The 20,597-nt window shown below is 74.0% G+C and carries 15 protein-coding genes; 3 read left to right on the top strand and 12 right to left on the bottom strand.

From position 1 onward, the window contains the following. Positions 1-5: 5 nt before the first annotated feature. The 12 genes from ACWEQG_RS04275 to mraZ form a co-directional block, all read right to left on the bottom strand. On the bottom strand, positions 6-677 hold the full coding sequence (locus ACWEQG_RS04275) for a cell division protein FtsQ/DivIB (protein ID WP_452281593.1): 672 nt from the start codon (positions 675-677) through the stop codon (positions 6-8). Then, positions 674-2,098: a UDP-N-acetylmuramate--L-alanine ligase gene (gene murC / locus ACWEQG_RS04270; protein ID WP_452281591.1), complete on the bottom strand. Its 1,425-nt coding sequence runs from the start codon at positions 2,096-2,098 to the stop codon at positions 674-676. The genes ACWEQG_RS04275 and murC overlap by 4 nt, the downstream gene beginning before the upstream one ends. Continuing rightward, a complete protein-coding gene (murG, locus tag ACWEQG_RS04265; RefSeq protein WP_346228528.1) occupies positions 2,095-3,174 on the bottom strand; it encodes an undecaprenyldiphospho-muramoylpentapeptide beta-N-acetylglucosaminyltransferase in 1,080 nt (359 codons plus the stop codon). Before murG ends, murC begins: the two co-directional genes overlap by 4 nt. Next, entirely contained in the window at positions 3,171-4,643 is a 1,473-nt protein-coding gene (ftsW, locus tag ACWEQG_RS04260; protein WP_452281590.1) for a putative lipid II flippase FtsW, read from the bottom strand. The genes murG and ftsW overlap by 4 nt, the downstream gene beginning before the upstream one ends. Beyond that, positions 4,640-6,016: a UDP-N-acetylmuramoyl-L-alanine--D-glutamate ligase gene (gene murD / locus ACWEQG_RS04255; RefSeq protein ID WP_452281588.1), complete on the bottom strand. Its 1,377-nt coding sequence runs from the start codon at positions 6,014-6,016 to the stop codon at positions 4,640-4,642. The genes ftsW and murD overlap by 4 nt, the downstream gene beginning before the upstream one ends. Further along, positions 5,998-7,074, bottom strand: coding sequence for a phospho-N-acetylmuramoyl-pentapeptide-transferase (gene mraY, locus ACWEQG_RS04250; protein WP_363466934.1), 1,077 nt, complete (start codon positions 7,072-7,074; stop codon positions 5,998-6,000). The genes murD and mraY overlap by 19 nt, the downstream gene beginning before the upstream one ends. After that, positions 7,071-8,438 (bottom strand): UDP-N-acetylmuramoyl-tripeptide--D-alanyl-D-alanine ligase, encoded by a 1,368-nt coding sequence (locus ACWEQG_RS04245; protein WP_452281586.1) that lies wholly within the window; start codon positions 8,436-8,438, stop codon positions 7,071-7,073. Before ACWEQG_RS04245 ends, mraY begins: the two co-directional genes overlap by 4 nt. A 63-nt stretch (positions 8,439-8,501) precedes the next feature. After that, complete coding sequence (locus ACWEQG_RS04240) at positions 8,502-10,073, bottom strand: UDP-N-acetylmuramoyl-L-alanyl-D-glutamate--2,6-diaminopimelate ligase (protein ID WP_452281657.1); 1,572 nt, start codon at positions 10,071-10,073, stop codon at positions 8,502-8,504. 79 nt (positions 10,074-10,152) lie between these two features. Then, on the bottom strand, positions 10,153-11,883 hold the full coding sequence (locus tag ACWEQG_RS04235) for a peptidoglycan D,D-transpeptidase FtsI family protein (protein ID WP_452281585.1): 1,731 nt from the start codon (positions 11,881-11,883) through the stop codon (positions 10,153-10,155). Between the two features lie 827 nt (positions 11,884-12,710). After that, positions 12,711-13,541, bottom strand: coding sequence for a hypothetical protein (locus ACWEQG_RS04230; protein WP_452281583.1), 831 nt, complete (start codon positions 13,539-13,541; stop codon positions 12,711-12,713). Then, positions 13,538-14,461: a 16S rRNA (cytosine(1402)-N(4))-methyltransferase RsmH gene (gene rsmH, locus ACWEQG_RS04225; protein WP_452281581.1), complete on the bottom strand. Its 924-nt coding sequence runs from the start codon at positions 14,459-14,461 to the stop codon at positions 13,538-13,540. Before rsmH ends, ACWEQG_RS04230 begins: the two co-directional genes overlap by 4 nt. A gap of 282 nt (positions 14,462-14,743) precedes the next feature. After that, positions 14,744-15,175 carry a division/cell wall cluster transcriptional repressor MraZ gene (mraZ, locus tag ACWEQG_RS04220; RefSeq protein ID WP_079318531.1) on the bottom strand — a complete coding sequence of 144 codons (432 nt, stop codon included), beginning with the start codon at positions 15,173-15,175 and terminating at the stop codon, positions 14,744-14,746. A 479-nt stretch (positions 15,176-15,654) separates the two neighbouring features. Here mraZ and ACWEQG_RS04215 point away from each other — a divergent pair, with 479 nt between their 5' ends. The 3 genes from ACWEQG_RS04215 to ACWEQG_RS04205 all read left to right on the top strand — a co-directional run bounded on the left by ACWEQG_RS04215 (position 15,655) and on the right by ACWEQG_RS04205 (position 20,464). Next, complete coding sequence (locus tag ACWEQG_RS04215) at positions 15,655-16,635, top strand: AAA family ATPase (protein WP_452281579.1); 981 nt, start codon at positions 15,655-15,657, stop codon at positions 16,633-16,635. 62 nt (positions 16,636-16,697) lie between these two features. Continuing rightward, on the top strand, positions 16,698-17,954 hold the full coding sequence (locus ACWEQG_RS04210; protein WP_363473270.1) for a DUF58 domain-containing protein: 1,257 nt from the start codon (positions 16,698-16,700) through the stop codon (positions 17,952-17,954). Positions 17,955-17,989: 35 nt separating this feature from the next. Further along, positions 17,990-20,464 carry a transglutaminase TgpA family protein gene (locus tag ACWEQG_RS04205; protein WP_452281577.1) on the top strand — a complete coding sequence of 825 codons (2,475 nt, stop codon included), beginning with the start codon at positions 17,990-17,992 and terminating at the stop codon, positions 20,462-20,464. The last annotated feature ends 133 nt before the right edge of the window (positions 20,465-20,597 follow it).

Genomic DNA, 20,597 nt, shown 5'->3' with positions numbered 1-20,597 from the left:
ATATCTCACCTGACCGTCACCACCTGCGGCGAGCTGACATCGTAGCTGGTACCCGGCTTGGCGAGCGCGGCGAGCAGGACACGTCCCTTCTGCGCCGAGCGCCCCGCGTCCCCCCAGACGACCGTACGGCCGTCCGTGAGCTTGAGCGTGATCGACCGGGGCGAGGGGACGCGCAGCTCCCGCAGCCGCTCCAGCACGCTCTCCGGCAGCGCCCGCAACACGGTGAGCCCGGCCCTGGTGGCGGGATCGTCCGCGGCCGCCCGCTGGACGCGCAGCACCGGCAGCAGGGGCGGAGCCACGGTCACCTGCTGCAGCACGACGCCGTACCGGTCGATCACCGCGGTCGTCGGGCCCATGGGCACGGCGGCGGCGGGGACGCGCTCGACCACGCTGACGCGCAGCGTCCCTGGCCAGCCGCGGTCGACCGCGGCCGACTCGACCGCGCGCATCGCCCGCAGCCGCCGTTCGACCTCGGCGAGGTCCACGGTGGCGAGCGGGGTGCCGGTGCGCACCCCCGCGGCCTGGCGCAGCTGCTCGGCGGGGATCCGGCTGTTGCCGGTGATCTCGACCTCCCGCACGCCGAGGACCGGCGAGAAGAACACGACCCACGTGGCGACGCCCACCACCCCGCCGGTCAGCAGGGTGGCGAGGGCCGAACGCCGGACCGCCCGCCTCACCGGTCGGACAGCTCCGCGACGATCTTCGGGCCGAGCTCCGTCACGTCTCCCGCGCCCATGGTGAGCACGATGTCGCCGGCACGGGCCCGGCCGGCGACGAGGGCGGGCACGGCCTGCCGGTCGGGCGCGTAGACGACCCGCTCGGCGGGAAGCGGGACCTTCCCCGCGACGAGGGCGCCGGAGACCCCGGGCTCGGGGTCCTCGCGCGCGCCGTACACGTCGAGCACGACCACCTCGTCGGCGAGGCCGAGCGCCGCGCCGAACTCGTCGGCGAAGAACCGCGTGCGCGAGTACAGGTGCGGCTGGAAGACCGCGATGACCCGGCCGTCGCCGGTCACGACGTCGCGGGCGGCGCGCAGGTCGGCGGTCAGCTCGGTCGGGTGGTGGGCGTAGCTGTCGTAGACCGTCACGCCCCCGGCCTCGCCCTTCGACTCGAACCGCCGCTTGGCCCCGCCGAAGGCGGCCAGGCCCTCCTTGACGTCGTCGAAGCGCAGTCCGAGGTGGAGGGCCACGGCGATCACCGCGGTCGCGTTGAGCGCGTTGTGCCGGCCCGGCACGGCGAGGCGTACCTCGCCGCGTCCCGCTCCCCCGGGCGCGGCGGGACCCAGCTCCACGGCGAACTCCACGCCGAGGCCGCGCGGCACGACGTCGGTCGTGCGCAGGTCGGCGCCCTGACTCTCGCCGTACGTCACCACGGTGAGGCCGCGCTCGCGCGCGACCGGAATGAGGGCGGCGGCGCCCGGGTCGTCGGCGCAGACCACGAGCAGCGCCCCGATCCGCTCGACGAAGCGGGCGAAGCTGTCATGGACGGCCTGGGGGTCGCCGTAGTTGTCGAGATGGTCGGCCTCGACGTTGGTCACCACCGCGATGTCCGGCGCGAGCATGAGGAACGAGCCGTCGCTCTCGTCGGCCTCCGCCACGAACACCTCGCCCGCGCCGTCGTCGGCGCCGAGCCCGGTCGTCACGAGCTGCCCGCCGACGCAGTACGACGGGTCCTCCCCGCACTTCTGCAGGGCCACCGTCAGCATCGAGGTGGTCGTGGTCTTGCCGTGCGTGCCGGCGACGGCGATGCCGGTGCGGCCGGTCATGACCGACGCCAGCGCGGCGGCGCGCGGGATCACCCGCAGGTCCTGCCGCAGCGCCTCCCCCAGCTCGGGGTTGGAGTCGCGGATCGCGGTGGACACCACGACCGTGTCCACGTTCTTGATGTGGGAGGCGGCGTGGCCGACGTGGATGGCGGCGCCCAGCTCACGCAGCTCGGTCAGCAGCTCCGAGGGCCGCGCGTCGCTGCCCGACACCGGCACGCCCCGCTTGAGCAGGATCCGGGCGATGCCCGACATCCCGGCGCCGCCGATGCCGATGAAGTGCACCCGCCCCAGGTCGGCAGCGGGAACGGGATCCACGAGCTTGACGAGACTCATCGGTGAGCGATCTCCAGCACCTTGCGGGCGAGCGCCGTGTCGGCGTCCTTGCGGCCCATCCGCGACGCGGCCTCGGACATCGCGACCACGCGCTCGGGGTCGTTCAGGATCGGCAGCAGCGTCTGGACGATCCAGGCGGCCGACAGGTTCGCGTCGTCGACCATCAGGCCGCCCCCGCCCCGCACGATGGGCTCGGCGTTGAGGCGCTGCTCGCCGTTGCCGTGCGGCAGCGGCACGAACGCCGCGGGCAGCCCCACGGCGGTGAGCTCGGCGCAGGTCATGGCGCCCGCGCGGGACAGCACGAGGTCGGCGGCGGCGTAGGCGAGGTCCATCCGGTCGACGTACGGCAGGATCACGTACTGCGGGTCGCCCGGCGGGGGCTCCACCTCGACGGTGTTCTTGGGCCCGATCACGTGCAGCACCTGGACGCCGGCCGCCCGGAGGTAGGGCGCGGCCTCCAGCGCCGCCTGGTTGATGGAGCGCGCGCCCTGCGAGCCGCCGAACACCAGCAGCGTCACCCGGTCGGACTCCAGCCCGAAGTACGACCGCGCCTTGTCGCCCATCGACAGCCGGTCCATCATGCTGATCTCGCGGCGCAGCGGGATGCCGATGTACTCGGCGTTCGGGAGCGCGGCCTCCGGGTGGCCGGTGAAGACGTGCTCGGTGAGGCGGGCACCGAGCCGGTTGGCCAGGCCGGGCCGGGGGTTGGCCTCGTGGACCACGATCGGCACCCCACGCCGCCGGGCGCCGAGGTAGCCGGGCGTGGCGACGTACCCGCCGAAGCCGACCAGGACGTCGGCCCCGACCCTGTCGAGGATGCCCGCGGCGCTGCCGATGGCCCCGGCGAGGCGGCCGGGCACGGTGAGGAGCTGAGGGCTGAGCGAGCGGGGCAGCGGCACCGCGGGCACGAGTTCGAGCTCGTAGCCCCGGGCGGGCACCAGTCGGGTCTCCAGACCGCGCTCGGTGCCGAGGCAGGTGATGCCGATCCCCGGGTCGAGCCGGCGAAGCGCGTCGGCCAGCGCGAGCGCCGGCTCGATATGGCCGGCCGTCCCGCCGCCGGCGAGGACCACCCTCATGTCACTCCCTGTTCTCGCGGATGTTCTCGCGGATTCTCCCGCGTCCGTTCCCGCGGCGTTCCGTTTCGTGCCGTCCGCGGCCGTGCCTTCTGTGCCGCCTGCCGCCGGGACGGTGCCCGCGAGGCCGCGGGCCGCCGCCTGGCGCGGCCGTTCAGGCCAAGCCAGCTTAGAGCCCGCGCGGCCGGTCCCGGGCCACGGGCGGCCAGCGCCTCGGCCGCTCCGGGCTCCTGCTTGGCGAACGACAGCAGCATGCCGAGCGCCGCGAGCGTCGGCAGCAGCGCCGATCCGCCGTACGACACCAGGGGCAGCGGGATGCCGGTGACCGGGAAGACCCCGATGACCGCGCCGATGTTGACGACGGCCTGCCCGGCGATCCAGGCGGTGGTGGCGGCGGCCGACAGCCGGACGAAGGGGTCCTTCGTCCGCATCGCGATGCGCAGGCCGGCGTAGCCGAGCAGGCCGAACAGCGCGACCACCACGAGCGTCCCCATCAGCCCGAGCTCCTCGCCCAGGATGGAGAAGATGAAGTCGCTCTCCGCGTGCGGGACGTAGTTCCACTTCTGCCGGCCCGCGCCGAGCCCGAGGCCGAACCAGCCGCCCGAGCCGATCGCCATCAGCCCCTGGGCGGACTGGAACCCCTCGTCCTGCGCCGTCTCCCACACGTGCATGAAGCCGGTGAGACGGCCGAGCCGGTACGGCTCGACGATGATCATAGTGGCGGTCGCCAGCACGAGCAGCGCGAGGATCCCGCCGAACAGCCGCACCGGCGCGCCGACCACCCACAGCAGCGCGAGGAAGATCATCATGAGCACGAGCGTCGTGCCGAGATCGCGCCCCAGCATGACCAGGACGGCCAGCAGGGCCACGCCCGGCATCAGCGGGATCAGCAGCTGGCGCCACTCGATGCGCCCGGCGCGCGCCCGCGTCGCGAGCAGGTCGGCCCCCCACAGCACCAGCGCCAGCTTCGCCGGCTCCGACGGCTGCACCGAGAACGGGCCGATGACGATCCACCGCTGGGCGCCCAGCAGCTCCTGGCCGAGGAAGATGACCATCAGCAGGCCGAGGATCGACAGGCCCATCAGCGGATAGCCGGCCAGGCGGAAGAACCGCTGCGGCAGCCGGGAGCAGACCCACATCAGGGGGAGCCCGATCGCCACGGACGTGACCTGCTTGAGAAACCAGTAGAACGGGTCGCCGGTCCGCTGCAGCGCCTCGATGCTCGACGCCGACAGCACCATCATCAGGCCGAGCGCCAGCAGCAGCGCGCTGCAGCCGAGCACGAGGTGGTAGGACGTCAGCGGGCGGCCGAGCAGCTCGCGCAGCGCGGCGAGCTGGGCGGCGGCCCAGCCGATGGGCTCGGGCCCCTGATGCTCGGAACCCTGGCGCTCGGAACCCTGGCGCTCAGAACCCTGGCGGTCGGTCTTCCGCGCGGGGGCGGCGCCGGCGGGGCCGGTCGCGGGGCCCGTCACCGGTCCGCCAGCCGCTGCACGGCTCGGGCGAAGGCCTCCCCACGCGCTCCGTACGAGGTGAACATGTCCAGCGAGGCCCCGGCGGGGGCGAGCAGCACGGTGTCGCCCGGGGTGGCGAGCCGGGCTGCTTCGGCGACGACGCGGTCCATGACCCCAGTGTCTTGCCCCGGCACGTCCACGACGGGGACATTCGCGGCGTGTCGCGTCAATGCCCGGCGGATCACGTCCCGGTCGGTCCCCAGCAGCACCGCGCCGCGCAGCCGGGGCGCGGCCTGCCGTACGAGCTCGTCGACCTCGGCGCCCTTGAGCTGCCCGCCCGCGATCCACACGACCGACTCGTAGGCGGCCAGCGACGCGGCGGCCGCGTGCGGGTTGGTGGCCTTGGAATCGTCCACGTAGTCGACCTCGCCGACCCGGGCGACGTGCTCGATCCGGTGCGGGTCGGGGGTGAACTCCCGCAGGCCGCGGCGTACGGCCTCGGGCGGCACACCGTAGGCGCGGGCCAGGGCGGCCGCGGCGAGCGCGTTGGCGACGTTGTGCGGGGCGAACGGCCGCACGTCGGCGAGACAGGCCAGCTCCTCCGCCGAGGTCGCCGGGTCGGCCACGAAGGCCCGGTCGACGAGCAGGTCCTCCACGACTCCCAGCTGCCCGGGCCTGGGCACGGCGAGCGTGAAGCCCACCCGCGAGGCGTACGGCTCGGCCAGGCGGGACGACCACGGGTCGTCGGCGTTGTAGACCACGGTGTCGGCGTGCGCGAAGACGCGGGCCTTGGCCGCGGCGTACTCCTCCATCGAGCCGTGCCAGTCGATGTGGTCCGGCGCGACGTTGAGCACGGCCGCCGCGAGCGGGGCCGGGGTCGAGGACCAGTGGAGCTGGAAGCTCGACAGCTCCACCGCCAGCACGTCGTACGGCCCGTCCACGGCCTCCACGATGGGGACGCCGACGTTGCCCACGGCCAGGGCCTTGTGCCCGGCGGCGGACAGCATGGAGGCGAGCATGCGGACGGCGGTGGTCTTGCCGTTGGTGCCGGTCAGCGCGAGCCAGGGGGCGGCCGGCTCCTCCCGCAGCCGCCAGGCCAGCTCGACCTCCCCGATGACCTCGACGCCCGCGTCCGCGGCGGCGACGAGCAGCGGGGTGGCGGGCCGCCAGCCCGGCGAGGTGACCAGGAGCGAGGCGCCGTCGGGCAGGGCGGGCTCGCCGAAGCGCACCTCCACGCCCAGCTCGGCGAGCTCGGCCGCCGTCGCGCGCTGCCGCTCGCCGTCCGCGGCCTCCAGCACGATCACACGCTCGCCGCGGGCGGCCAGGGCCCGCGCCGCGGCGGCGCCCGACACGCCGAGGCCGGCGACGACGACGTTCACTGTTTCGGCATCCATTCGAGGTAGAACAGTCCGAGACCGGCGGCCACGCACAACGCGGCGATCAGCCAGAAACGCACCACGATCGTCGTCTCGGCCCAGCCCGACAGCTCGAAGTGGTGCTGGAGCGGCGCCATGCGGAAGACGCGTCTGCGGGTCAGTTTGAAGGACCCGACCTGGATGATCACCGACATCGTGATGATCGCGAACAGGCCGCCCAGGATGACGAGCAGGAGCTGGGTCCGGGTGGTGAAGGCCAGGCCGGCGATCACGCCGCCGAGGGCCAGCGAGCCGGTGTCACCCATGAAGATCTTGGCGGGCGGGGCGTTCCACCACAGGAAGCCCAGACAGGCGCCCAGCACCGCCGCCGCGACCACCGCCAGGTCGAGCGGATCTCGCACCCAGTAGCAGTTGGGGCCGAAGCCGACCGTCGTGCAGCTGTTGCGCAGCTGCCAGTTGCCGATCAGCACGTACGCCGCGAGGACCAGGCAGGTGGCGCCGGAGGCCAGGCCGTCGAGGCCGTCGGTCAGGTTCACCGCGTTGGAGAAGCCCACGATGAAGAACACGACCCAGATCATGAAGCCGATCAGGCCGATCGACGGCCCGATGTCCCGCAGGAACGACACCCGCGTCTCCGCTGGGGTCACGGCGTAGGCGTTGGGAAACCGCAGGACGAGCACCGCGAAGATCGCGCCGACGACGAGCTGCCCGGCCGCTTTGGCGCCGCTGCGCAGCCCGAGGCTCCGCTGCTTGTAGATCTTGATGAAGTCGTCGAGGAAGCCGACCGCGCCGAGGCCCGTCATCAGGAACAGCACCAGCAGCCCCGAGGCCGTCGGGGGGTCGCCGACCTCCGAGAAGACGGTCGCCCCGTGGGCGACGAAGTAGCCGAGCAGCGACGCGATGACGATCACCGTGCCGCCCATCGTCGGGGTGCCCTTCTTGTCGTAGTGCCCCGACGGCCCCTCCTCACGGATGTTCTGGCCGTAGCCCCTGCGGGCGAACAGCCGGATGGCCAGCGGCGTGCCGACCATGGACAGAATCAGCGAGATCGCCCCCGCGATGAGGATGTTCCTCACCGGGCGTCACCTCCGAGGATCGCCTCGGCGACCCGCTCGAGCCCGGCCGCACGCGGCCCCTTCACCAGCACCACGTCGCCCGGAGCGAGCCGGTCCGCCAGCTCCCCGGCCGCCGTCGCGACGTCGGGCGCGTAGATCGCGGCGGGCGCGCCGGCGAGCACGGGCTCGGCGTCCTCCCCCACGACGACCAGCGCCTCCAGCCCCACGTCCGCGGCCAGCCGCCCGAACTCCTCGTTCAGCGCCGCGCCGTGCTCCCCCAGCTCGCGCATCGCGGCGATCACCGCGAACCGCCGCCGCCCCTCGCCGATGACCGCGAGGCTGCCGATGGCGGCCCGCACGGAGTCGGGGCTGGCGTTGTAGGCGTCGTTGATCACGGTCACGCCGTCGGGCCGCTCGGTGACCTCCATGCGCCACCGGCTGCGCGGCTCGGCCGCCGACAGCTCCTCGGCGATGTCCGCCACCGGCAGCCCCAGCTCGTGGGCGGCCGCCGCCGCGGCGAGGGCGTTGGACACGAGGTGCGCGCCGTGCAGACGCAGCCGGACCGGCGCCGTGCCGGACGGCGTGCGCAGCGTGAACGAGGCGCGGCCGGTCGCGTCCAGCGTCTCGTCCTCCGCCCGCACGTGCGCCTCGGGCGAGCGCCCGAAGTAGGTGACACGCGCGCGCGTACGGCCGGCCATCGCGCGCACCAGCGGGTCGTCGGCGTTGAGCACGGCGACCCCGTCCGCGGGCAGCGCCTCGACCAGCTCGCCCTTGGCCCGGGCGATCGCCTCCTTGCCGCCGAACACGCCGAGGTGCGCGGCGCCGACGTTGAGCACCACGCCGATGCGGGGCGGGGCGATCCTCGCCAGGTAGGCGATGTGACCGACGTTCCGGGCGCTCAGCTCCAGGACCAGGAACCGGGTGGCCTCGTCGGCCTTCAGCACGGTCAGCGGGTGGCCGATCTCGTTGTTGAACGAGCCGACGGGGGCGATGGTGGGGCCCAGCCGCGCGGTGAGACCCGCCAGCAGGTCCTTGGTCGTGGTCTTGCCCGCCGACCCGGTCACGCCGACCACGGTCGCGGCGGGCAGCTCCGACACCACGGCGGTGGCCAGCGAGGCCAGGGCCGCGAGCGGATCGTCGACGATCACGGCCGGCGCCTCGACGGGCCGGGTGGCGAGGACGGCGACGGCGCCGGCGTCGTGGGCCTGCCGGGCGAAGTCGTGCCCGTCGGCCCGCTCGCCCTTGATCGCCACGAACAGCGAGCCCGGTCCGGCCGCCCGCGAGTCGATCACGACGGGTCCCCGGACGACGGCCGAGGGGTCGGCCGCCGCGTTCAGCGTTCCGGACGTGATCTCGGCGACCCGGGCCAGCGGCAACGGGATCATGGTGTCTTTCCTGCTCTCTTTCGCGTCGCTAACTCGGCCGCCAGGGCACTGCCCGGCATCGGCTCACGCATCGGCGGCCTCCTGCGCCGCCCGCCGTGCCAGGCTCCGTTCCGCGATGGCCGCGGCGGCCACCTCGCGGTCGTCGAAGGGGACGACCCGGCCCCCGGCATACTGCCCCTGCTCGTGTCCCTTGCCGGCCACAACTACCACATCTCCGGGCGCGGCACCGCGGATCGCCAGATGGATGGCGGCCGCCCGGTCCGGCTCCACGATTACGTGGCCCCGCTCCTCGATGGGTACCCGCAGCGCGCCCTCCAGCATCGCGGCGAGGATCGCGAGCGGGTCCTCCGTACGAGGGTTGTCGCTGGTGAACACGGCCAGGTCGGCGAGGCGGACGGCGGCCTCGCCCATCATCGGGCGCTTGCCGCGGTCGCGGTCGCCGCCGCAGCCGAGCACGATCACCAGGCGGCCGCCGGGCCCGTCGCCGAGCACCGCGCGCAGGGAGCGCAGGACCGACTCCACCGCGCCCGGCTTGTGCGCGTAGTCGACGATCACCTGCACGTCGTCCGCGCCCGGCACCCGCTCCATCCGGCCCGGCACGCCGGAGAAGTCGCGGACGCCGGTCACCGCGGCCTGCAGCGGGACCCCCGCCTCGACCAGGGCCACCAGCGCGCCGAGGGTGTTGGCCACGTTGAACGGGCCGGGCAGGGCCACCGACACCTCGGCCTCGACCCCTCCGGGACCGACCAGGCGGAACCGGCTGCCCGCGGGGCCGAGGCGCACGTCCTCGGCGCGCCAGTCGGCCTCCGGCGCCCCGGTGGCGGAGAACGTGGTGATCGGGATCTTGGCCGTGGCGGCCAGCTCGCGTCCGTGGGCGTCGTCGATGTTCACCACGCCCGCCCGGCTGAACTCCGGAGTGAACAGGCGGGCCTTGGCCGCGAAGTAGTCGTCCAGGTCGCGGTGGAAGTCCAGGTGGTCCTGCGACAGGTTGGTGAAGATCGACACGTCGTAGAAGAGGCCGTCGACCCGGCCGAGGGCCAGGGCGTGACTGGAGACCTCCATGGCCGCGGCGCTCACGCCCCGCTCGCGCATCAGCGCGAACAGCCCCTGCAGGTCGGTCGCCTCGGGGGTGGTGAGCTCGGGGGTGAAACGCACGTCGCCGGCGCGGATCTCCACACCGCCGACCAGGCCGGTGCGGTGGCCCGCCGCCCGCAGTCCCGCCTCCAGCAGGAACGTCGTGGTGGACTTGCCGCTGGTGCCCGTGACGCCGATGAGCGTGACGCCGGCCGCCGGTTTCCCGTACACCCAGGCGGCGACCTGCCCCAGCACCGCCCTCGGATCGGGCACGACGAGCACCGGCAGCCCGGTGGCGGCGGCACGGTCGCGGCCGTCGGGGTCGGTCAGGATCGCCGTCGCGCCCGCCGCCAGCGCGTCCGCGGCGAACTCCGCGCCGTGCCGGGCGTTGCCCGGCGCGGCCACGTAGAGGTCGCCGCGCCGCACCCGGCGCGAGTCGAGGGTGATACCGGTGACCGTGCCGCGGACCGCACGCGCGCCGGGCGACGGGACGGCCGACGACGTGCCGAGCAGGGACGCCAGCGCGGACAGCGGGCGGGCCTGGACGGCCTCGGGACGCATGGACGACGGGGAACGCACGGCGAGAGCGTACCCCCCTCCGTCGCTCGTCCCGGCCACTCCGACTCCTGTCACTCCGCGGTCACTCCGCCGGGCGAAGGAGCATCTCGGGCGCCTTCGTGCCGGTCGGGGGGATCTTCCTGCTCTTCAACGCGAAAGTCATGACGTCCTTGAACACCGGGGCGGCGATGGCGCCGCCATAGTGGCCTTTCTTCGGATCCTGGATGACCGCCAGGGCCATCAGCCGGGGCTGGTCCGCGGGGGTGAAGCCGACGAACGTGGCGGTGTACCCGCAGTATCCCGCGCACTTCTCGTCGTACCGCATGGCGGTGCCGGTCTTGCCCGCGACACGGTAGCCCTCGATCGAGGCCTCCTCCCCCGTGCCCTCGTGGCCCACCGCGGCCTCCAGCATCAGCGCGATCCGCCGTGCGGTGGTCTCGCTGATGACGCGGGTGCCCTTGGCGGCCGGGCTGGGGACGAACGCCCCGTGCGCGTCGGTGGTGCCCGCCACGATCGAGGGGGTCACACGCACTCCGCCGTTGGCGATCGTCTGGTAGACGCCGGCCATCTGCAGCGCGGTGACCGAGATGCCCTGACCGTAGGCGATGGTACAGCGCTGGCTGCCCGACCACGTCTGCCACTGCGGCAGCAGGCCGGCCTGCTCGCCCGGGATCCCCGCCCCGCTGCGCGCGCCGAATCCGAACGACCGGAACATGTCGTACAGCCGCTGGCTGGAGATCTTGTCCGCTACCATGATCGTGCCGACGTTGCTCGACTCGGCGAGGATCCCGGTGAACGTGAGCAACTCGGGTTCGTGCGGGTGGGCGTCCCTGAGCTGCCGGTCGGCGCACTGGATGTGGTCGGGCACGCGGAAGGCGGTGTCGGGTTCGACCACGCCGGCCTCCATCGCCGCCGCCGCCGTGATGACCTTGTTGGTGCTGCCCGGCTCGAAGATCTCCGACGCGGCGCGGTTGGCGCGGTCCTCCGCCGGGACGGACTGCCAGCTGTTGAGGTTGGCCTGGGGCGCGTTCGCCATGGCCAGGAGCTGACCGGTCCGCACGTCCATGACGATCACGCTGCCGCTGCGCGCGCCCGTCTGGCGGACCTGCCGGGCCAGCGACTCCTCCGCGGCCCACTGGATGTCCCTGTCGATGGTCAGGCGCACGTCGCGCCCGGGCACCGGCGCCTCGCGCTGGCTGCGCGTCATCGGGATGCGCTGCCGGTTGGCGCCCAGCTCGATGCTCTGCTTGCCGTCCTTGCCCGCCAGGATGTCGTCGTACGCGCTCTCCAGGCCCTCCAGGCCCCTGCCGTCGACGCCGACGAAGCCGAGCAGGCCGCCCGCGAGCGAGTTGCCGGGGTAGAGGCGGCGATAGGTCTCCTTCACGCCGACGCCCTTGAGCTCGAAGCCCATGATGCGCTTGGCCCGCGGCGGCTCGACGTCGCGGGCCAGCGGGATGTACCGCTGCTCGGTCTTGGCCAGCGCGGCGGCGATCTCCTCCTTGGGCTTGTTCAGCTCCCGTGCCAGCGTGGTGGCGACCAGGTCGCGCTTGGCCGGGTCGACGTCCTTGGGGTCGACGTAGACCTCCCTGGCCTCGACCGTCACCGCGAGGTCGTGTCCCCCGGCGTCGGTGATCGAGCCGCGGCGCGCCGGCAGCGTCTCCGGCTGCACGCGCTGCTGGGCGGCCTTCGCCTGGAGCACCTTGGAGTCGAAGCCCTGCAGCTGGACCAGCCGTCCGGCGAACAGCGACAGCACGATCGCCATCACCACCAGCGCCGCCCTCAGCCGGCGGGCGGGGTTGCCCAGCCGGAGCACGGCGGGCGGACGCGGCGGGCCCGGCGGTCGCGGTGGGCCCGGTGGCCGCGGCGGTCCCGCCGAGCGCTGCGGATTCGGGCGCTGCGCACCGGACGGGGCGCCGCCGGGACGGGGACGGCCCGCGCCGGCCCTGCCGGGGGCACCGGTCATGGAGGCGCTGTTCGCGGGAGCGCCGTTCCCGGAGACACCGGGTTTGCTCGAGACACCGGGTTTGCTCGAGACACCGGGTTTGCTAGAGACACCGGGCCTTCCCGTGGCACCCGGCTTTCCCGCGGCACCGGACCTGCCGTTGGCGCCCGGCTTTCCGGGAACGCCGGACGCGGCTCCCCGCGTGCCGTGACCCGGCACGCCGCCACGCGGCCGGTCGGGGCCGCCGGGCGCGCCCGCACGCGGCTGCCCCGATCCCGCCGCGGACCGCTTGTCGTCACCTGATGCCGCGGCGCCGCGCGGCCTGTCGCCGGCCTCGCCCGGTCCGCTCGCGCGGCCGCCTCGGGGACGCCCCTCGCCTGCGCCGGGGTGCTGCGCGCCGGCACGGCGCGGACCGCCGCCGGGCACGCCGGGCTCACCCCTGCGCGGCGCACGTGCGCCGTCCGCCCGGCCGCCGCCTTCGGGGGCGCCGCCGTTCCGGCCGCGCCGTACCGGGCCGCCCGTCGCCTCGTCACGCCCGGGGTCGGCCGGCCGGCCGGGACGGCCCGGCCTCGGCGGCCCGTCCTGGCGGGACGGCCGCCCCGGGGAGCCCGGGCTCCTCCTGTCACCGCCCGGGCCCTGGCCACCGCCTCGCCCGCTGGGACCCCCGCGGCCGGGACCCGGGTTCCGGCCGCTGTCTCTCACCGGTCCGTGCCCTCCTTCTGGGCCTGCTCCTGCGCCGTGCCACCCGTGCCGCCCGTGCCGTCCGTGTCGAGGAACTTCGGCGCGGACTTGTCCTCCTCGAGGCCTTGCGCCCTGCCCTGCTCGTCCACGACGTCCGGCTGCGTCCACCGGCGGAGCTGGTTCTCCTGCTCCGCGGCCTGCTCGTGCAGTTCGTCGATGCTCGACCGCAGGTCGGTCAGCCGGAACGAGTCCTGCGCGAGGACCGTGTTGAGCAGCAGGAGGGTCACCAGGCCGCCGCACATGAGACCCACGACGAGCAGCACGAACGGCGCACGCGGCGGCCGCCGGAACGCCCGCCGCGCCATTGTGACACGCGCGGACGTCGCCGGCCGGGTTTCCGGACCACCGCGCCGGACGCGCCGCGGAGCGGGCGCGACCTCGGTGAGGCTGTGGGTTTCGGCGGGCGGCGCGGGACGGGTGGCCGTGCGGGACGCGGCTGCGCGGGGAGCGGCCGTACGCGTCCGGGAGCCGTCACGCTTCGGGGACGCGACGGATCCGGTGGACGCCCCCGGTCCGGCGGCCGGAGCCGCCTCACGCCGGCGTCTGCCGTCCGTGCCCTGACGGGAGGCCGGGACGGCCTCGCGGCGACGGCTCTCCGTACCGCCTACGCGGGGGGCCGGGACGGCCTCGCGCCGGTGGTCGTCACCGGCCGTGGGCGCGCCGGGGCGGACGCGACGCTCCTTCGGAGCGGTGACGGCCTCGCCCGCCGTCGCGGCGGTCCGGCCCGGCACGCGGGGCGGTGCGGCCGTGCGGCCCGCCGCCCTCCTGCTCTCCTGCTCTGTCCTCATCCCTCGCGGATCCTCTCTGCCGCCCGCAAGCGGGCCGAGGTCGCCCGCGGGTTGCGGGCCACCTCCTCGTCGTCCGGGAGCTCCGCTCCCCTCGTCAGAAGGCGGAACCGGGGCTGGTGAGCCTCCAGGGGGACCGGCAGCCCGAGAGGGCTGGTGTCCCTGGTTCGCGCCGCGAGGACCTGCTTGGTGAGCCGGTCCTCCAGGGAGTGGTAGGCGAGCACGACCACGCGCCCGCCCAGCGTCAGCGCGTCGAGGGCGGCGGGGAGCGCGAGCTCGAGCGCCGACAGCTCCCCGTTCACCTCGATGCGCAGCGCCTGGAACGTTCTCTTGGCCGGGTTGCCCCCGGTCCGCCTCGTCGCGGCGGGTATCGCCGCGCGGACCAGATCGGCAAGCCGTTTCGTGCTGGTGATGGGGTCCTTGGCGCGCTCCTTGACGATGAGGCTCGCGACGCGTGCCGCGAAGCGCTCCTCGCCGTAGTCGCGCAGGATGCGGGTGAGATCCGCGGCGGAGTAGGTGTTCACCACGCGTTCCGCGGTGAGCTCCTGCTCGCGGTCCATCCGCATGTCGAGGGGGGCGTCGTAGGAGTAGGCGAAACCGCGCTCGGCCTCGTCGAGCTGAGGGGAGGACACGCCGAGGTCGAACAGCGCGGCGTCCACGCGGGGCCGTCCGGCGTCACGGAGCACGTCGGCCAGTTCGTCGGAGACGGCGCGCACCAGAGTGATCCGGTCCGCGTACGGCGCGAGCCGGGCGGTGGAACGCTCGATGGCGGTGGGGTCGCGGTCGATGCCGACGAGGTGGAGGGAGGGGTGGGCGGCCAGCAGCGCCTCGGCGTGCCCGCCGAGACCGAGGTTGGCGTCCACGGCCACCGGCTCCGGTCCGGACAACGCCGGAGCGAGCAACTCCAGCACGCGATCGAGCATGACCGGAACGTGACCACCCGGCTGACCGGGCTCGTGCGACAACGCTTCCAACCCCCATTACGCCGCAGTACTCGCGGATTCGCGGCTGTGCCGCCGGTGACTACCCAACGGACCCCCACCCATGCCGGTTCCCGGGGAACCGACCCGTCCGGCCAGGTCCCCATCCGCGTCGCCGGCCGTGGCGTCTGACACCGGGGAAGGTGCATCAGCTGCCACTTGGGAGCGGGTGGAGACCTCGCCGAACGTCACCGACGGGTCAATCGATCGAAAGAAAGGACCGGTCTACAGAATCCCGGGCAACACCTCCTCCGAGAGGTCGGAGAAGGCCTGCTCCTGGGCTTCCAGGTAGGTGTCCCATGCCTGGGCGTCCCAGATCTCCAGTCGCGTGTTGGCGCCGATCACGACGCAGTCACGTTCCAGCCCGGCGTATCGCCGCAGCGTCTGGGGAATCGTGATGCGCCCCTGCTTGTCCGGCACCTCGTCGGACGCGCTGGCGAAGAAGACACGGCTGTAGTCGCGGACCGCCTTCGCCGTAACCGGAGCGGTACGCAGGGCCTCGGTGATGCGCTGGAACTCCTCTACGGGGAAGACGTAGAGGCAGCGCTCCTGGCCTTTGGTGATCACCAGACCCTCCGCCAGCTCCTCGCGATACTTCGCCGGCAGGAACAGCCGTCCTTTGTCGTCGAGGCGCGGGTGGTGGGTGCCGAGGAACACCGGACCCACCTCCTGTGCCTTGTGGAGCGCTCAGCGCTATAGCCCCTGCCCTCCACTGCGCACCACCATACTCCACTTCTCCCCACCGTCAACTGATTCTGAGCGTGTCCGCATTCAAAAAGCGCGGCGTTTTCGCAGGTGAAATGGGGTGGGTCGGAGTGGGGCGCGGCGGCGCCCCCCGGCCCGCGCACGGGCGTGTCGGCACCGCCGGAAACCCCGGCGCGTACGGGGTTCCCACCGCCGGGCCGGGGGCCGGTGGAGCGGAGTGGAGCGCGCGGGGGCGGCCCGGGGTTCGCGTGTCACGGGATTCGGACGAGCACGGAACGCGATCGTGAAGAGAGGCCACAACACTGTGGGCAGTTCACCCGGATTTCCGGACAAAGTCGCCCTAGAAGCACAGGGGACATAGGGTCAGTGCACAGAATGGAAAAGGAACGTTTAACGCCCCATTCTCGGGGACGCACCCTCATGGAGGCCTGGTGGCAGTAACTCCCGACGTCACCGATGCGGCAGCCCGGCTCGAGGATCTGGTCGACACCGCCCACCGGATCCGCAACGCGATCGAATCAGTGATCGAGGGCAAGAGCGACGTCGTCCGCCTTACTCTCACCGTGCTCCTGGCGGAGGGCCACCTGCTCATCGAGGACGTGCCCGGCGTCGGCAAGACGATGCTCGCCAAGGCCCTGGCGCGTTCGATCGACTGCCCGGTCAAGCGCGTGCAGTTCACCCCGGACCTGCTGCCGAGCGACATCACCGGGGTCAGCGCGTACAACCAGCAGACGCGGGAGTTCGAGTTCAAGCCCGGGCCGATCTTCGCCAACATCGTCGTGGGCGACGAGATCAACCGCGCCTCCCCCAAGACGCAGTCCGCCCTCCTCGAGTGCATGGAGGAGCACCAGGTCACGGTCGACGGCGCGACGTACGCGCTGGAATCGCCTTTCATGGTCATCGCGACGCAGAACCCGATCGAGATGGAGGGCACCTATCCCCTCCCCGAGGCGCAGCGCGACCGCTTCACCGCGAAGATCGCCATGGGGTACCCGGAGACGGCCGCCGAGCTGGAGATGCTCGACGTGCACGGGGCCTCCCAGCCGCTGGACAAGATGGAACCCGTCGCGACCACGGCCGAGGTGACCGCGCTGATCCGGGCCGTCCGCGCGGTGTACGTCTCCCAGCCGGTCAAGCGTTACGCGGTCGACCTGGTGGCGGCGACCAGGCACTCCCCCGAGCTGCGACTGGGCGCCTCCCCGCGGGCCACCCTTCATCTGGTGCGCGGCGCGCGGGCCCACGCCGCGCTGGCCGGCCGCGACTACGTGATCCCCGACGACCTGCAGGACCTGGCCGTCCCCGTGCTGGCGCACCGCCTGCTGCCGAGCCTGGAGGCGCAGGGCCAGCGCCGCCACGCCGAGCAGATCGTCGGCGAACTGGTGCGGCGCGTTCCCGTCCCCGACGCCAAGTAGCGGACGCAAGTGCGCCGGGCGCGCGCCCGGCGCAGTGACAGTGAGCGAGTGACGGAGGGCCCATGACCGGGCTGAAGGCTCTGACTCCGCGGGGACGGTCGTTCCTCGCATCCGGCGTGGCGGCCCTGCTGTGCGCCCTCGTGCTCGGGGAGCAGGACCTGCTCCGCGTGGCCGTGCTGATCATCGCGATGCCGCTGCTCGCCTCGATGGTCGTGGCGCGTACGCGATACCGGCTGGCCTCCGCCCGGCGGCTCGGCCCGGCGCGGGTGCAGACCGGCGAGGAGAGCACGGTCACGCTGCGCCTGGAGAACGTCACCCGGCTGCCCACCGGGCTGCTGCTGGTGGAGGACACCCTGCAGTACGCGCTGGGCACCCGGCCGAGGTTCGTCCTCGACCGGATGGAGCCGCGCGGCGTCCGGGAGATCGACTACAAGGTGGGCTCGGACCTGCGCGGCCGCTTCCCGATCGGGCCGCTGTCCGTGCGGATCGCCGACCCGTTCGGGCTGGTCGAGCTGACCCGGTCGTTCACCGTCACCGACACACTCGTGGTCACCCCCGAGGTGGTGCCGCTGCCGCCGGTGCGCCTCGCGGGCGAGTACAGCGGCGGCGGCGACAGCCGTACGCGGTCGGTCGCGGCGGCGGGCGACGACGACGTGGCGCCCCGCGAGTACCGCCAGGGCGACGACCTGCGCCGGGTCCACTGGCGCTCGACCGCGCGGCGCGGCGAGCTGATGGTCAGGCGCGAGGAGCAGGAGTGGCAGAGCCGTGGCGCGCTGCTGCTCGACACCCGCAGGCACGCGCACCGGGGCGATGGGCCGCGCTCGTCGTTCGAGGTGGCGGTCTCGGCCGCCGCGTCCATCGGCGTGCACCTGTCCGCCGAGGGACTCGCCCTGCGCCTGGTCACCGACCAGGGCGCCCGGCATGTGGTGGACAGCGGCCAGTCGTGGTCCCTGCTCGACACGCTCGCCGTCGTCCGGCAGAGCACGGCGCGGTCACTGGAGCACGGTGTCGGCGCGCTGCGGCAGGGCGGCGGGGAGGGACTCATCATCGCGGTCCTCGGCGCGCTCGACCCCGAGGAGGCCCGGACCCTCGCGCAGCTCAGGCACTCGGGCGTGACCGCCGTCGCGGTCCTGCTCGATCTCGCGTCCTGGGACCGGGCCTCCGGGAACGGGGCCTCCTGGGACGACGCCGCCGCCGAGAACGCGCGGACCGCGCGGTCCGTGCTGACCGGCGGCGGGTGGCGGGTGCTCGACCTGCCCGCCGGCGCCTCGCTCGCCGGCGTGTGGCCGGAGGCCGGCAGCAAGCGGAGCGCGGCCTGAACCGGCCGGTCCGGCGGGAGGGAAGGTAAGAGGCAATGAAACTGCCGGTTGCGGCGGGGCTGGCCACGTCGGCCGTCACAGTCACGCTCTACCCCCTCTTCGAGGGCGGGTCCTGGTTCTGGTCCTGCGTGGGTGCGGTCCTCGTCACCACCTTGACCGGGGCGGCCGCCTCCCGGCTGGGCGCCCGTCCCTGGGTGGCGCCGGCGGTGACGCCCGTCGCGGTCCTGCTCTATCTGACGGCCGTCTTCACGCCGGAGGAGGCGTGGCTGCGGGCCGTCCCCACCGGGGACTCGGTCGTCCTGCTCGCCGAGCTGCTCGGCTCCGGGTTCGACGACATCCAGCGGTACGCCGCCCCGGTGCCGGTCCAGCCCGGTATCACCCTGCTCACCACGGCGGGCGTGGCGCTGATCGCCCTCCTCGTGGACGTCTTCGCGGTACGGCTGCGCCGGGCGGCGCTGGCCGGGCTGCCGCTGCTCGCCCTGTTCACCGTGCCCGCCGCGGTGATGACGGAGCCGATCGGGTGGCCCGCGTTCGTCGTCGCGGCGTTCGGTTACATCGGCCTGCTCGTCACCGACGGGCGGGACCGCCTGAGCCGCTGGGGCCGCGTCGTGGTGGTGCGCCGTTCCGCCGGCTCGGCGCGTGGCGCCGCCCCCGACACCGAGCGGCTCGCCCTGTCGGGCAAGCGCATCGGCGTCACGGCGATCGCGCTGGCGATCCTGGTGCCCGCGGTGCTGCCGGCGCTCAGCCCCGACCCGCTGTTCGGCTTCGGCGTGGGCAACGGCCTCGGCGGGGGCGGCGGCAACATCGGCATCCCCGACGCCATCGCCAAGCTCGGCGGGCAGCTCAGGCAGCAGAGCAACGGCACCGTGCTCACCTACACCAGCAGCGACGACGTGCCGCGTTACCTGAGGATCTACTCCCTCGACATCTTCGACGGGACGAAGTGGACGCTGGCCCCGCTGCGCGGGCGCCCGGAGGACCGCGTGTCGGAGGGGCCGCTGCCGCCCCCTCCCGGACTGCGTCCCGGGGTGACGCTGAAGCGGGCCGAGATGCGGGTCGCGATGAGCGAGGACATCGACGAGCTCAACTTCCTGCCGCTGCCGTATCCGGCCCGGCAGGTCGAGGCGGACGGCGACTGGCGCGCCGACCGGTCCTCGCTGATGGTCTTCTCCACCGAGGACGAGGCGGCCGGGCTGGAGTATCGGGTGGTGACCGAGGAGCCCGCGCCCACCACGACGGAGCTGCGCACGGCGGTGACGCTGCCCGACAGCGAGCGCTACCTGCAACTGCCCGACGGGCTCGACCCCCGGGTGGAGGCGCTCGCGCGCCGCGTCGCCGCCGACGCCGCCACGCCGTACGAGAGCGCGGTCGAGCTCCAGGAGTGGTTCACCCGGAGCGGCCGGTTCACCTACGACCTGCGCGCGTCCGGGTCGGGCGCGCAGGCGCTGTCCCGCTTCCTGCTGCGCGACCGCAGGGGCTACTGCGAGCAGTTCGCCGGGGCGATGGCCGTGATGGCGCGTCTGCTCGGCATCCCGGCACGGGTGTCGATCGGCTACACGGGCGGCACCAAGATCGGTGACGTGTGGACGGTCCGCACCCATGACGCGCACGCCTGGCCCGAGCTGTTCTTCGACGGCATCGGCTGGCTGCGGTTCGAGCCCACCCCCGCCGGGGCGGGCGGGCAGGGCACGGCCCAGGTGCCGACGTACTCGCTGCCCGTCACGCCGACGGCCGAGCCCACCGCCGGCGCGTCCGAGGGGCCGTCGTCGGACGACGAGGACACCGGCCAGAGCGCGGGGCCGGCCCGGCCCAACCCGCGCCAGCTCGACCGCGACCTCGACGGCACGCCCATCGCGGCCGACCCGGGCACGCCCGCGGCGGTCACGTTCGGCATCGGCGCCGCCGCCGCGCTCGCTCTGCTGTTGCTGCCCGCCGCCGCGCGGCTCCTGGTGCGCCGCCGGCGGCTGCGCCGGCTGACCCGACCGGCCGCGGGAGGCCACGCCGCCTGGGCGGAGCTGCGCGACATCCTCACCGACCTCGGCATGGCCGGGGAGCCGAGCGAGACGCCGCGCGCGCTCGGCCGCCGTATCGCCGAGCGGTACGCACCCGGGCCGCAGGCCGCCGAGTCGCTCGCCCGCGTCGTCACGTCGGAGGAACGGCTCAGGTACGCCCCCGCGCCCGCGGCGTCGGGCCCCGTCCCCGCGGACCTGCGCCGCATCAGGCGGGATCTGGCGTCGAAGACCTCACGGTGGCGGCGGCTGGGCGCCGCGCTGGTCCCGATGTCCGTCCTGCTGCGGCTGCGGTCGGCCGGCGAGAACGTGCTCGACGTGTTCGACCGGCTGGAGGGACTGCGGCCCCGGCTCTGGCGGACAGGGCTCCGGCGGACGGGGCTCCGGCGGACGGGGCCCGGGCAGGCCGACGGGACATCGCCGGAGCGCGGGACCGCCACGACGCCCGGGCGTCCCGCCGGCTCCGGAGAGGACCGGACTCTGACCGGCGCCCGCCGCTGACCTGTCGCTCCCGTCACCCCGGCGCGTGGCCGCCGGGGTGACGGGGCAGCCGGGCGCACGGGGAGAGGATTTCTCGCCGCATACGACTCGGTGGGCCCGCTTCGCGGGCCCACCGGCGGTGGCTCAGATGGGG

Source organism: Microbispora sp. NPDC004025 (assembly GCF_053604425.1).
This window is presented reverse-complemented; position numbering and strand designations above follow the sequence as displayed.

Coding starts and splice junctions, on each gene's coding strand:
- murC (WP_452281591.1), bottom strand. CDS start 2,098: ATGAGTCTCGTCAAGCTCGTGGATCCCGTTCCCGCTGCCGACCTGGGG.
- murG (WP_346228528.1), bottom strand. CDS start 3,174: ATGAGGGTGGTCCTCGCCGGCGGCGGGACGGCCGGCCATATCGAGCCG.
- murD (WP_452281588.1), bottom strand. CDS start 6,016: ATGGATGCCGAAACAGTGAACGTCGTCGTCGCCGGCCTCGGCGTGTCG.
- ACWEQG_RS04245 (WP_452281586.1), bottom strand. CDS start 8,438: ATGATCCCGTTGCCGCTGGCCCGGGTCGCCGAGATCACGTCCGGAACG.
- ACWEQG_RS04240 (WP_452281657.1), bottom strand. CDS start 10,073: ATGCGTCCCGAGGCCGTCCAGGCCCGCCCGCTGTCCGCGCTGGCGTCC.
- ACWEQG_RS04230 (WP_452281583.1), bottom strand. CDS start 13,541: ATGAGGACAGAGCAGGAGAGCAGGAGGGCGGCGGGCCGCACGGCCGCA.
- rsmH (WP_452281581.1), bottom strand. CDS start 14,461: ATGCTCGATCGCGTGCTGGAGTTGCTCGCTCCGGCGTTGTCCGGACCG.
- ACWEQG_RS04210 (WP_363473270.1), top strand. CDS start 16,698: ATGACCGGGCTGAAGGCTCTGACTCCGCGGGGACGGTCGTTCCTCGCA.
- ACWEQG_RS04205 (WP_452281577.1), top strand. CDS start 17,990: ATGAAACTGCCGGTTGCGGCGGGGCTGGCCACGTCGGCCGTCACAGTC.